The sequence below is a fragment of the Cellulomonas sp. ES6 genome (assembly GCF_030053835.1).
Lineage (GTDB): Bacteria > Actinomycetota > Actinomycetes > Actinomycetales > Cellulomonadaceae > Cellulomonas.
Window position 1 is genome coordinate 3,083,382 of the sequence record NZ_CP125655.1, and the last position, 13,042, is coordinate 3,096,423.

Annotated in this window: 10 protein-coding genes; 4 read left to right on the top strand and 6 right to left on the bottom strand. The window is 75.9% G+C overall.

Going from position 1 to position 13,042, the window contains the following annotated elements:
* Positions 1-17: 17 nt before the first annotated feature.
* The 3 genes from P9841_RS14345 (at position 18) to P9841_RS14355 (ending at position 3,739) form a co-directional block, all read left to right on the top strand.
* On the top strand, positions 18-869 hold the full coding sequence (locus tag P9841_RS14345) for a TetR/AcrR family transcriptional regulator (protein ID WP_283319322.1): 852 nt from the start codon (positions 18-20) through the stop codon (positions 867-869).
* Positions 866-2,989, top strand: a complete 2,124-nt coding sequence (locus tag P9841_RS14350; RefSeq protein ID WP_283319323.1) for an acyl-CoA dehydrogenase family protein — start codon at positions 866-868, stop codon at positions 2,987-2,989. The genes P9841_RS14345 and P9841_RS14350 overlap by 4 nt, the downstream gene beginning before the upstream one ends.
* 174 nt (positions 2,990-3,163) lie before the next feature.
* Entirely contained in the window at positions 3,164-3,739 is a 576-nt protein-coding gene (locus tag P9841_RS14355; RefSeq protein WP_283319324.1) for an RBBP9/YdeN family alpha/beta hydrolase, read from the top strand.
* A 194-nt stretch (positions 3,740-3,933) separates the two neighbouring features.
* On the opposite strand, the gene P9841_RS14360 is transcribed toward P9841_RS14355, so the two are convergent.
* The 6 genes from P9841_RS14360 to P9841_RS14385 form a co-directional block, all read right to left on the bottom strand.
* On the bottom strand, positions 3,934-4,692 hold the full coding sequence (locus tag P9841_RS14360; protein WP_349306901.1) for an ABC transporter ATP-binding protein: 759 nt from the start codon (positions 4,690-4,692) through the stop codon (positions 3,934-3,936).
* Entirely contained in the window at positions 4,689-5,612 is a 924-nt protein-coding gene (locus P9841_RS14365) for an ATP-binding cassette domain-containing protein (RefSeq protein WP_283319325.1), read from the bottom strand. The genes P9841_RS14360 and P9841_RS14365 overlap by 4 nt, the downstream gene beginning before the upstream one ends.
* A complete protein-coding gene (locus P9841_RS14370; RefSeq protein ID WP_283319326.1) occupies positions 5,609-6,505 on the bottom strand; it encodes an ABC transporter permease in 897 nt (298 codons plus the stop codon). Before P9841_RS14370 ends, P9841_RS14365 begins: the two co-directional genes overlap by 4 nt.
* Positions 6,502-7,461: an ABC transporter permease gene (locus P9841_RS14375; RefSeq protein WP_283319327.1), complete on the bottom strand. Its 960-nt coding sequence runs from the start codon at positions 7,459-7,461 to the stop codon at positions 6,502-6,504. Before P9841_RS14375 ends, P9841_RS14370 begins: the two co-directional genes overlap by 4 nt.
* Before the next feature lie 4 nt (positions 7,462-7,465).
* Positions 7,466-8,992 carry an ABC transporter substrate-binding protein gene (locus P9841_RS14380; protein ID WP_283319328.1) on the bottom strand — a complete coding sequence of 509 codons (1,527 nt, stop codon included), beginning with the start codon at positions 8,990-8,992 and terminating at the stop codon, positions 7,466-7,468.
* Between the two features lie 467 nt (positions 8,993-9,459).
* A complete protein-coding gene (locus tag P9841_RS14385; protein WP_283319329.1) occupies positions 9,460-10,317 on the bottom strand; it encodes a DUF2599 domain-containing protein in 858 nt (285 codons plus the stop codon).
* A gap of 181 nt (positions 10,318-10,498) precedes the next feature.
* Here P9841_RS14385 and purL point away from each other — a divergent pair, with 181 nt between their 5' ends.
* Positions 10,499-12,931 (top strand): phosphoribosylformylglycinamidine synthase subunit PurL, encoded by a 2,433-nt coding sequence (gene purL, locus P9841_RS14390; protein ID WP_283319330.1) that lies wholly within the window; start codon positions 10,499-10,501, stop codon positions 12,929-12,931.
* Positions 12,932-13,042: the final 111 nt, after the last annotated feature.

A 13,042-nucleotide genomic window follows, 5' to 3' on the forward strand; every position in this document is an offset into this window, starting at 1 on the left:
CTGATACCGTCGGTTCTGTGAGCCCCATCACACGGGACCCGTCGACGCCGACGGGCACGCGGCCCGCCGCCGACCGGTCCGGCACCGACGCCGGGCCCGCCCCCGCGCGCACCGACGACGGCCGCTCCACCCGCTGGGAGGACCACCGCGAGGCCCGGCGTGCCGAGCTCGTGCGGGTCGCCCGCCGGGTCGTCCACCACACCGGGCCGGACGTCTCGATGGAGGACATCGCGTCGGCTGCCGGGACGTCCAAGTCGATCGTGTACCGGTACTTCACCGACAAGGACGGCCTGCAGCTCGCCGTCGCCGCGGCCGTGGTCGCCGACATCCGCGCCGCCCTCGACGCCGTGGCCGCCGACGCGTCCACGCCCCGTGACGCCCTGCGGGGCATGGTCGACACCTACCTCGCGATGATCGAGGGCTCGCCGCACGTGTACGCGTTCGTCACCCGCGGCGGGTCGGTCGGGGCGTTCCTCGACTCGGTGACCGAGCTCGTGGCGGCCCCGTTCGTGCGGGCCCTCGGCGGCGACGACGGACCTGCCGCGCCCGACGCCGCGTGGGCCCGGCTGTGGGCATCCGGGGCCGTCGGGTTCGTGCGGGGAGCGGGGGAGAGCTGGCTCGCGTCCCGCGGGGCCGCGGGCTCGGCCGACGCCGCGCCCGACGACGCCGCGCACGACGACGCCGCGCCCGCGCCCGCCGACGCCGCGCCCGACGACCGCCAGGAGGTCGCCGCCCGCGTCGCCGCGTGGCTGTGGGCCGGCCCGGTCGGCGTCCTGACCCGCACCGCCCGCGCCGCCGGTGCCGTACCTGGCACCGCCGACCCGTCCCGCGTCGACGACGACGCACCGACACCAGGGGAGCACCGATGACCACCACCGCGCCCCGGCCCTCCGCCGGACCCGCGACCCGCCCCACCGCCACCGTGCGCCCGTCCGGCGCCGGCCACGCGCCGTCCCCGGACGGCAGCGACGCGCACGTGGACGTCGCCGCGCTCACCGACGTGCTGCTCGGCCGCTACGCCGACCTGCGCCGCGGCGCCCGGGCGGTCGTCGCCGACCCGCGGTTCCAGCGCGTCGAGGGTCTGCCCGTCGCGGAGCACCGCACCCGCGTGCTCGAGCAGCTCCGCCTGCTGGCGTCGGAGGGGGACGTGCTGCGGGCGTTCCCGACGGCGCTCGGGGGAGCGGACGACCACGGCGGCTCGCTGGCCCGGTTCGAGGAGCTGGTCGCGGCCGACCCGTCGCTCCAGATCAAGGCCGGCGTGCAGTGGGGGCTGTACGCCTCGGCGATCCTGCACCTCGGCACGCAGCGCCACCACGAGCGGCTGCTGCCGGGGGCGATGTCCGTCGACGTGCCCGGGGCGTTCGCGATGACGGAGACCGGTCACGGCTCGGACGTCGCGAGCATCGCCACCACCGCCACGTACGACCCGGCGACCCAGGAGTTCGTCCTGCACACCCCGTACCGCGCGGCGTGGAAGGACTACCTCGGCAACGCGGGGCAGCACGGCACCGCGGCCGTCGTGTTCGCGCACCTCGTCTCCCAGGGGCCGGCGGACCCGCGCCCGGTCGACCACGGCGTGCACGCGTTCCACGTCCCCATCCGCGACGAAGCGACCGGGGAGTTCCTCCCGGGCGTCGGCGGGGAGGACGACGGGTTGAAGGGCGGCCTCAACGGCATCGACAACGGCCGGCTCTGGTTCGACCACGTCCGCGTGCCGCGCGAGGACCTGCTCGACCGGTACGGCGCGGTGGCGGAGGACGGCACCTACACCTCCCCGATCGCCAGCCCGGGCCGGCGGTTCTTCACGATGCTCGGGACGTTGGTGCAGGGCCGGGTGTCCCTGGACGGCGCGGCCGTCAACGCCGCGAAGCTCGGGCTGGTCGTCGCGGTCACCTACGGCAACCAGCGCCGGCAGTTCGCCGGGGCGTCGCCGACCGACGAGGTGGTGCTGCTCGACTACGCCGAGCACCGCCGCCGGCTGCTCCCGCTGCTCGCCGAGACGTACGCGGCGACCTTCGCGCACGAGCACCTGCTCGCCGCGTTCGACGACGTGTTCTCCGGCCGCGACGACACCCCGGACTCCCGCGAGGAGCTCGAGACGCTGGCGGCCGCCCTCAAGCCGACGTCGACGTGGCACGCGCTGCGGACCCTCCAGACCTGCCGCGAGGCGTGCGGCGGCGCGGGGTTCCTCACGGCGAACCGGCTCACGTCGCTGCGCGCCGACCTCGACGTGTACGTGACGTTCGAGGGCGACAACACCGTGCTCTACCAGCTCGTCGGCAAGCGGCTGCTCGCCCGGTACGGCCAGCAGGTCGGCGGCGACCCGGCCGTGCTCGCCCGCCTCGTCGCCGGCAGGGCGGCCGACGCGGCGCTGCACCGGATGCCCCTGGCGCGCGCCGCGCAGACCCTCGTCGACGCCGGCGACGCGCGCCGCTCCGCGGGGCAGCTGCGGGACCCGCACACCCAGCGGTCCCTGCTCGCCGACCGGGTCGCCACGATGGTCGCCGAGCTCGCGCAGGCGCTGCGCCCCGCCCGGCGGGCCGCCCCCGAGGTCGCCGCGCAGCTGTTCGACGCCCACCAGCACGAGCTCGTCGAGGCGGCGCGCGCCCACGCGGAGCTGCTCCAGTGGGAGGCGTTCACCCGCGCGCTCGACACCGTGCCGGACGCCGGCACCCGCCAGGTGCTCACGTGGCTGCGCGACCTGTTCGGCCTGACGGTGATCGAGCGGAACCTCGCCTGGTACCTCGTGAACGGCCGGCTGTCCGCCGGACGCGCCCGCACGGTCACGTCCTACATCGAGCGGCTGCTGCTCCGGCTGCGACCCCACGCGCAGGACCTGGTCGACGCGTTCGGGTACGGCCCCGAGCACGTCCGGGCCGAGATCGCGTCCGGCGCCGAGGCGGCGCGGCAGGCCGAGGCCCGCGAGGCCCAGCGCGCGGCGCGGGCGGCCGGCACGGAGCCCGTCCCGGAGCCCAAGCCGGCGCGCTGAGGCGCGGCGGGGTACCCGGCCCTGCCCGGGGCGTTCGGATCCGTTCGTCCGGGCACGCCGGGCGTGTCTGCTCGAACGGATCCGAGCAGCACGCCCGGGGCGTGCCGGTGACACGGCTGTCCGCCATGTGGGTCAGGGGTGCGGCGGTCCGGGCCCCGGGTCCAGCATCGCCGGGTGACCTCACCGCGTGTCGTCGTGCTGCACGGCTACCAGGCCGACCCGGGCGCCCACTGGTTCGGCTGGCTCGCCGCGGACCTCGCCCCGGACGGCGTCGAGGTGGGCGTGCCCGCGCTCCCCGACCCGCACGCCCCCGACCCGGACGCCTGGGTCGCCGCCGCGCGCGCCGCGATCGGCAGGCCGGACGAGCGGACGGTGGTGGTCGGGCACAGCCTCGGGTGTGTCACGGCCCTGCACGCGCTGTCCGCGACACCGGGCGCGTGGCGGCTGGGCGGGCTGGTGCTCGCCTCGGGGTTCGACGCGCCGCCGCCCGCCGTGCCGGAGGTCGCGGCGTTCACGGCGACGGTCCCGGACCACGCCCGGGTCTTGGCGTCGACGGCCGCGCGGCACGTGGTCGGGTCCGACGACGACGCGATCGTCGACCCGGCGCTCACCCGGGCGCTCGCGGAGCGGCTGGACGCCACGTACGACGTCGTCCCGGGTGGCGGGCACCTGCTGGCGCGCGAGGGGTTCACGACCCTGCCGGTGGTGCGCGACCGGGTCCGGGCCGCGCTGGGTCTGCCCGCGCGCTGACCCGGGTCGCGCTCGGTCCCGACGCGCACGCCGCCTGCGCTCGCTCCGCCGCGAGAGGTCGGCAACCGGGGGTCCGGGCGCCCGGGGACGACCGTCTTCTGGCCGCTCGGCCTGCGCTCGCGGGGTCCCGGATGTGCGGGTGGGGTCGCGGACGCGCGCTCGCGGGGTCGCGGACGTGCGCTCGCGCGCTCGTGTCAGGCGGGGAGCTGCGGCACCGCGGCGAGCAGCCGCCGCGTGTACGCCTCCCGCGGCTCCGCGAGCACGGACGCGGTCGCGCCTTCCTCCACGACCCGGCCGTGGTGCAGCACGACGGTCTGCTCGCACAGCCGCCCGACGACCGCGATGTCGTGCGACACCAGCACCAGCGTCAGCCCCTGCTCGGCGGCGAGCCGCTGCAGCAGCTCGACGACCTGCCCGCGCACCGACACGTCGAGCGCCGACACCGGCTCGTCCGCGACCAGCACCGACGGCGACGGGGCGAGCGCACGGGCGATCGCGATCCGCTGCCGCTGCCCGCCGGAGAACTGCGCCGGGTACCGCGACACGACGTCGGGGTCGAGGCCCACCGCCGCCAGGACCTCCGCGACGCGCGCCCGGTGGTCGCCGGGGACGCGCAGCGAGCGCAGCGGCTCGGCGACGACCGCCCCGATCCGCATCCGTGGGTCGAGCGAGGAGCGCGGGTCCTGGAACACCGGCTGGACATCGGCGCGCAGCCGGCGCAGCAGCGCCCGGTCGCGGCGGTCGAGGGTCTCGCCCCGGTAGCGCACGACCCCGGACGTCGGGGAGTCCAGCCCGAGCAGCAGGCGCAGCAGCGTCGACTTGCCGGAGCCGGACTCGCCGACGATGCCGATGCTGCGGCCCGCCTCGACGCGCACGGACACGCCGTCCAGCGCGCGGGTGGTCCCGCCGAACACGCGGGTGACGTCGGCGGCCTCGAGCAGCGGGGCGGTCACGGGGTGCTCCTGTCGGGGCCGGCGGTGCCGGCAGGGCCGGCGGTGACGGTGTCGTCGGCGGACTCGGTGGGCCCGGCGGGCCCGGCGGCCCCGGCGCGCGCGGCCGCGCCCGACCCCGGCAGCCCCGTCACCGCCCGGGCGGCGGCCACCAGCTCCCGCGTGTACGCGGCCTCCCCGCCGGCGAGCGCCGCGGCGACCGACGTGTGCTCGACCACCCGGCCGTCGCGCATGACGACGAGGTCCCGGGCGACGCGGGCGACCACGGGCAGGTCGTGCGAGACGAGCACCAGCGCCACGCCGGTGCGGTCCACGAGGTCGTCCAGCAGGTCGAGCACCTCGGCCTGCACGGTGACGTCGAGCGCGGTGGTCGGCTCGTCGGCCAGCAGCACGCGCGGCTCGCAGGCCAGGGCCGTCGCCAGCGCGACGCGCTGCCGCTGCCCGCCGGACAGCTGCCACGGGTAGGAGCCGAGGATGCGCTCGGTGTCGTCGAGGTGCACGAGGCGGGCCAGCCGGGCGGCCTCCTCGCGCGCCGCCGCCCCACGCAGCCCGCGGTGCAGCCGCAGCGGCCCGGTGATCTGCCGCCCGACGGTCATCAGGGGGTCGAGCGCGGTCAGCGGCTCCTGGAACACCATCGCCACCTGGGCGCCCCGCACCCGCGCGAGCCGCCGCGGCGGCAGCGCGAGCAGGTCCTCGCCGTCCAGCAGCACGCGGCCCGTGGCGCGCATGCCGTCGGGCAGCAGGCCGAGCACCGCCAGGGCGGTCAGCGACTTGCCGGAGCCGGACTCGCCGACGACGCCGAGCCGGCCGCCGGCGGGCAGCGACCAGGTCACGCCGTCGAGCAGGCGGCGGCCCGTCGACGTGGTGACGGTGAGGTCCTCGACGGAGAGCAGGGGCGCGGGCGCGGCGTGGGGCGCGGTCACCGGTCACCTCGCAGGCTCGGGTCGGTGCGTTCCCGGATGCCGTCGCCCAGCAGGTTCAGGCCGAGCACGGTGATGACGATCGCGACGCCGGGCAGGATCGCGCCCCACGGCTGCACCAGCATCGTGGACTGCGCCTCGTGCAGCAGCCGGCCCCAGGACGCGTTGGGCGGCGGGGCGCCGAGCCCGAGGTAGGACAGGGACGCCTCCGCGAGCACCGCGCCGCCGCCGAGCAGCATGAGCTGGACGAGCAGCGTCGGCCAGACGTTCGGCACGACGTGCCGGCCCACGGTGCCCCACCAGCCGGTGCCGGCGGCGTGCGCGGCGGTGACGTAGTCCTCGCGCAGCACGCGCGCGACGTTGACCCGCGTGACCCGGGCGATGACGGCGGACCCGGAGATGCCGATCGCCCAGATCGCCGACGACAGGGACGCGCCCCGCACGGTGACGATGAGCATCGCGAGCAGCAGGGTCGGGAAGGCGATGAGCAGGTCGACGCCGGCCAGCAGGGTGACGTCGACCCAGCGCCGGGTCGCGCCGGCGAGGACGCCGACGGTCACGCCGAGCACCCCGGCGACCAGCATCGACGCGGCGGCGACGACCAGGGCGTTGCCGGCGCCGGTCATGAGCTGGCTCAGCAGGTCGCGGCCCAGGCGGTCGGTGCCGCCCCAGTGCGCGGCGCTCGGGCCGGCGAGTCGCGCGCCGCTGCCGGTGTCGTCCAGCGCGTACGGGGTCCAGACCAGCGAGACGAGGCCGACGAGGGCGACGACCCCGACCAGGACGGCGCCGGCGACGAGGGACGGCGGGAGCCGGCGGGCGCGGCGGGCGGCCGGATCGGCGGCGACGCCGGGAAGGGCCGCGCCGGCCGCCGTCGTCGGGGTCGCGAGCTCGGTCACGCTGCCACCTCCTTCGCCAGGCGCAGCCGCGGGTCGATCGCCCGCTGCCCCAGGTCGACCAGGGTGTTCGTCACCAGCACCACCGCGGTCAGCAGCAGCACCAGTGCCTGCACCACCGGCAGGTCGCGCGACGTCACGGAGTCGAGCAGCAGCGTGCCGAGCCCGGGCAGCGCGAACACGTTCTCGATGACGACCGCCCCGAGCAGGGACGTCGCGAGCTCGATGCCGAGGATCGCCACGACGGGCACCGCGGCGTTCCGCAGGCCGTGCCGGGCGAGCGCGTGCCACCGCCCGTACCCGAGCGCGCGGGCGGTGCGGAGGTAGTCCTGGTCGAGGACGTCGAGCGTGGCGGACCGGACGTACCGGACCATGACGGCCGACATCGCGATCGCCACGGTCACGACGGGCAGCACGAGCGCCCGCACCGCGGCCGCCGGGTCCTCCCAGCCGGTCCGCGGGAAGCCCCCGGCCGGCAGCACGCCGAGCCGCAGGGCGAACACCAGCACCAGCAGCACGCCGACCCAGAACACCGGGACGGCCACGCCGAGCTGGGACACCGCCGACACCGCGACCCCGACGGGCCCGTGCCGGTGCACCGCGGCGATCACGCCGAGGGGCACCGACACGAGCACCGCGAGGACGAACGCCGCGACGCTGAGCGGCACGGTGATGGGCAGCTTCTGCGTGATCAGGTCGGCCACGGGGAGCCTCGACACGAAGGACGTGCCGAGGTCCCCGCGGACCACCTGTCCGAGCCACTGCACGTACTGCGTCACCACCGGCTGGTCCGTCCCGAGCTCCGAGCGGAGCTGGTCGAGCTGGTCCGTGGTGGTGCCCACGCCCAGGGTGGCGCCCGCGGCGTCGCCCGGCAGCAGCCGGAGGACGACGAACACGACGACGCTCGCTCCGGCGAGGGAGATCAGCAGCGAGCCGATCCGCAGCAGTGCGAGGCGCACGGTCTCAGGACTCCCGGACGATGTCGGCGACGTAGAACGACTCGGTCACCTGGTCGACGGGGAAGCCCGTGACGTCGGCCCGGGCGACGCGGATCTGCGGGTCCAGGTACAGCCAGGCGGACGCCGCCTCCTCGCCGATGGTCTCGTTGACCTGCGTCAGCAGGTCGACCTGCTCGGCCTCGGTGGCCGCCTCGTCGGCCTGGGTGACCCACTCCTGCACCTGCGGGTTGTCGTAGCCCCAGTAGAAGTCGGGGTTCGCGTACCAGAGCACGTCGCGCGGGTTCACGTGGCCCATGAGGGTCGTCTGGAAGTCGTGGTCCGTGTAGACCTTCTGGTACCAGGTGGCGTCGTCGATGGGGTTCGGCGTCAGGGTGACGCCCACGGCGGCGAGGTTCTTGGTGAGCAGCGCGAGGATCGCCTCGGTGGTGTCGTCCGGGATGTAGTCCACGGAGATCTCCAGGTCGCTCACGCCCGCCTCGGCCAGCAGCGCCTCGGCGGCGTCCGGGTCGTACGCGTGCACGTCGGCCTGGTCGACGAACCACGGGTCGGTCGGCGGGACCATCGACCCGATGACCTGGCCGTAGCCGTCCCACACCGCCGACAGGATCGCCTCACGGTCGATGGCCTTGTAGAGCGCCTGGCGGACGCGGACGTCGCTGAACGGCGCCTCGCGGTCGTTGAACGCCCACAGCTGCTTGGTGGTCGAGGTGCCCTCGGTGATCGTGAAGTCCGGGTTGTCCTGGAACTGCACGAGCTGGTCCGGGGAGTCCTCCGCGATGACGAGGTCGAGGTCGCCGGTGAGCAGCGCGTTGTTCAGCGCGGTGGTGTCCTGGAAGAACCGGAACGTCACGCCGGCGTTCTTCGCGGGCTCGCCCCAGTAGCCGTCGTACCTCTCGATGGTGAGGTGGTCGCCCTGCACCCACTCGACGAACCGGTAGGGGCCGGTGCCGTTGTCGCTGGTCAGCTCGGTGTCGCCGTCCTTCACGATCGTGACGGAGGCCAGGTAGAACGTCAGCCCCTGCGACGGGCGGGACAGGTCGAGCTCGACGGTGGAGTCGTCGACCGCGGTGGCCTGCTGGATGACGAGCAGGTCGCTCTTGCGGGCGGACTTCGACTCCGGGCCGATCGCCTCGGAGATGCTCCACACCACGTCGTCCGCGGTCAGCGGGGTGCCGTCGTGGAACGTGACGTCCGGCTGCAGGTGGAACGTGTACGTCAGGCCGTCGTCGGACACGTCCCAGGACTCGGCGAGCGTCGGGACGACCTGGCCGTCGACGTCCACCGAGGTGAGGCCCTCGAAGACGTTGCGGGTCATGGTCTGGGAGACGCCCGACGAGCCGCCGACGTTGCGGACCAGGCCGGTGGGCTCGTTGGTCGATCCGATGACGATCTCGGCGGACGCGTCCGGGGTGCCGGCGTCGGCGGTCGAGCCGCCCGAGCCGGAGCCGGAGCCGCAGGCGGCCAGCGCCAGGGCGGCGACGACGGCCAGGGCGGCGCCGAGCGGGGCGCGGCGGGATCGGCGGGTGCTCACGGTGGTGGTCCTTCCGGGAGGGGCGCGGCGGGGTGCCGGGCACGGGGGTGGTGCGGGGTGGTGCGTTGCCGGCGCCCGTCGGAGCCCTGCTCACGGGCGTGCGGGGCGTGTCCGGACGAGGGGATCCGAGGTGCCGGGTGCGGCGACCGGGGGCCTGTGCCGCCCGGCCGGCGCGTGACGACGGGCGCCGGGGGAGCCGGGACGGGGCGGCGCGTGGTCCGGTCGCGCCGGTCGAGGGCCGGGGCGGCGTCCGGCTCAGGTGCGGCTCGCGGGGTCGGCGGCGGTGCGCGGACCCGGGGAGCTCAGCGGGAGCGGCTCAGCGACGACAGCAGCACGCGGCGGCCGAGGAGGCTCGACAGGCGCGGGTGCGTGCGGGGGAGGTCGTCTGGCGCATGATGTTGAAGACTGTAGCAACAACGGTGTCGTGCGGCGACGAGGCGTCCGTCACGCAGGACCGTGCGACGTGCTCACTCCGGGTTGCACCGCGCCGCGAGGGTGGCGAGCAGGCCGACGTCCGGACGCCACGGCTCGAGGTTCCACGACTCCTTGTCCGGCGCGCCGATCGTGTGGCAGGTGAGCTGGTCCCGCACGCCGGTGGTGTCCGCCTCGGGCGCCTGCGCGACGAGCTGCGCCCACAGCGCCTCCTCCGCCGCGAGCCCGCCGGTGCGCGCCCACGCCGCGGGGACGACGGCGAGGCTCAGGCCCCCCTCGTCGTCGCGGTCCGCCCAGGTGGCGCTGCGCAGCGCGGACGCCGCCACCACGGCGGTCACCGTGCCGGCGGGCGACGGGTCCGCGTCGATCGTGCCGTCGGTCAGCACGGGCCGGACCACCGACCAGTCGAGGGTGCCGTCGTCCCGGGCGTCGACCTGCAGGTGCAGCCCGGCACCCGCGGCCTCCCCGCCGAGCACCGGGGTCCCGAGCGCCGCGAGGACGCCGCCGTCGGCGCCGCGGACCAGGGCCGAGTCGTCCCCGAGCAGGTCCAGCGTCGCGCCGGGCGGCGGCACGAGCGTCGCGACGGGCAGCACCGACGCGGAGGCGTCCTCGACCTGCGGCAGCGGCACGGTCAGCGTCACGGCGCCGTCCTCGTCCGCCGGGCCGACGACGGCGACCGGCGGCCACGCCGTCAGCGTCACGTCGCCCGAGGTCACGGCGGTTCCCGCTGCGCGCAGGGAGTCCGGGTCGGTGGGCGTGGCCACCGTCGAGGACGTCGGGGACGCAGTCCCGTCGGGCGTCCCGGTGCCGGTCCCGGTGCCGGTGCACCCGGCCAGGACGGCGACCGCGAGGAGCGCCACCGCCGACCGGGCGGCGCCACGCGAGGAGATCACGGCCCCAGTCTGTCAGGGCGTCCGCGTGGCGCGGCGTGCCGGGTGCCGGCGGAGTGTCCGGGGCCGCCGCGGGCGCCGGTAGCCTGTGCGGTGTCTGCCGACGCCCGCCCGGCCGGGCGCTTCACGGCCGTCCACCCCGGACGCCGCTGCGCTCCGCCGGCCCACCAGCCCGAGGGATTCGATGACCAGCGCGCCCACCTCGCAGCAGCCCACCGAGCCCGCGGAGCAGCCCGCCGGCCCCACGCCGGGCCACGTGTCCGACACCGTGGAGCACGCCGCGGCCACCCCGGACCTCGAGCAGCCGTACGCGGAGCTCGGCCTCAAGCCGGACGAGTACCAGCGGATCCGCGACATCCTCGGGCGCCGCCCCACGGCCGCCGAGCTCGCCATGTACTCCGTCATGTGGTCCGAGCACTGCTCCTACAAGTCGAGCAAGACGCACCTGCGGAAGTTCGGCGAGCGCGTCACGCCCGAGATGACCGAGCACCTGCTGGTCGGCATCGGCGAGAACGCGGGCGTCGTCGACATCGGCGACGGCTGGGCCGTGACGTTCAAGGTCGAGTCCCACAACCACCCGTCGTACGTCGAGCCGTACCAGGGCGCCGCGACCGGCGTCGGCGGCATCGTCCGCGACATCATCTCGATGGGCGCCCGCCCGGTCGCCGTGATGGACCAGCTGCGGTTCGGCGCGGTCGACCACCCGGACACCGCGCGCGTGGTGCACGGCGTCGTGTCCGGCGTCGGCGGCTACGGCAACTCGCTCGGCCTGCCGAACATCGGCGGCGAGCTCGTGTTCGACGCCTCGTACCAGGGCAACCCGCTGGTCAACGCGCTGTGCCTCGGCGTGCTGCGCCACGAGGACATCCACCTGGCCAACGCCTCCGGCGTCGGCAACAAGGTCGTCCTGTTCGGTGCGCGCACCGGCGGCGACGGCATCGGCGGCGCCTCGATCCTGGCCTCGGAGACCTTCGACGACACCAAGCCGTCGAAGCGCCCGAGCGTCCAGGTCGGCGACCCGTTCATGGAGAAGGTGCTCATCGAGTGCTGCCTGGAGCTGTACGCGGCCCGCGTGGTCGAGGGCATCCAGGACCTCGGCGCGGCCGGCATCTCCTGCGCGACGTCCGAGCTCGCGTCCAACGGCGACGGCGGCATGCACGTCGACCTCGAGAACGTGCTGCTGCGCGACCCCACCCTGACGGCCGGCGAGATCCTCATGTCGGAGTCGCAGGAGCGGATGATGGCGGTCGTCACGCCCGAGAAGCTCGACGAGTTCCTGGCGATCACCGGGAAGTGGGACGTCGAGACCGCCGTCATCGGCGAGGTCACCGGCACCGGCCGCCTCACCATCGACCACCACGGGCAGCGGATCGTCGACGTCGACCCGAAGACCGTCGCGCACGAGGGCCCCGTCTACGACCGGCCGTACTCCCGCCCGGAGTGGCAGGACGGCCTCGTCGCCGACTCGGTCAGCACCGCCGAGGGCGCCCAGCGGTACGCGCGGCCGTCGACCCCGGCGGAGCTGCGGGCCACCGTGCTCGACCTGCTCGGCTCGCCGAACCTCGCGTCGAAGTCCTGGGTGACCGACCAGTACGACCGGTTCGTGCAGGGCAACACCGCGCTCGCGCAGCCCGACGACGCCGGCGTGGTCCGCGTCGACGAGACGACCGGCCTCGGGGTCGCGCTCGCGACCGACGCCAACGGCCGCTACGCCAAGCTCGACCCGTACACCGGCGCGCAGCTCGCGCTCGCCGAGGCGTACCGCAACGTCGCCGCGTCCGGCGCCCGCCCCATGGCCGTCACGGACTGCCTCAACTTCGGCAGCCCCGAGGACCCGGCGTCGATGTGGCAGCTCGTCCAGGCGATCGAGGGCCTCGCCGACGCGTGCGCGGTGCTCGGCACCCCGGTGACGGGCGGCAACGTGTCGCTGTACAACGGCACCGGCGAGCCCGGGAAGATCGACTCCGCCATCCACCCGACTCCCGTCGTCGGCGTGCTGGGCGTCATCGACGACGTCGCCGAGGCCACGCCGTCCGGCTGGACCACGGCGGGGGAGACCGTCTACCTGCTGGGCACCACGCGGCCCGAGCTCGACGGCTCCGCGTGGGCCGACGTCGCGCACGGGCACCTCGGCGGGGTGCCGCCGCGGGTCGACCTGGACGCGGAGCGCCGGCTCGCGACCGTGCTGGTCCGGGCGTCGCGGGACGGCCTGGCCGACGCCGCGCACGACCTGTCCGAGGGCGGTCTGGCGCAGGCGCTCGTCGAGTCGTCGCTGCGGTACGGCGTGGGCGTGCAGGTGGACCTCGTCGGGCTGTGCGAGCGCGACGGCGTGACCCCGTTCGAGGCGCTGTTCAGCGAGTCCACCGCGCGCGCCCTCGTGGCCGTGCCGCGCTCGGAGGCCGTGCGGTTCGAGGACCTGTGCACCGCGCAGGGCGTCCCCGCGCTGCGGCTCGGCGTCACGGCGGAGACGTGCAGCCCCGGTGCGGGCGCGCCGACCGCCGACCTGCCCGAGGACCACGTCCACACCCCGGCCGTCGAGGTGAAGGGGCTGTTCACGCTCCCGCTGCCCGAGGCCCGCGAGGTCGCCGAGGCGACGCTCCCGCGCTACTTCGGCTGACCTGCACGGCCGCGGGACCCGCCCGCGTGCCGCGCGCGCCCGCTCGCGCCCGCCTGCGTGCGATCTGCGCCGAGATGCCAGGACACGCCCGGGTTCGGCGCGGACTCGCGG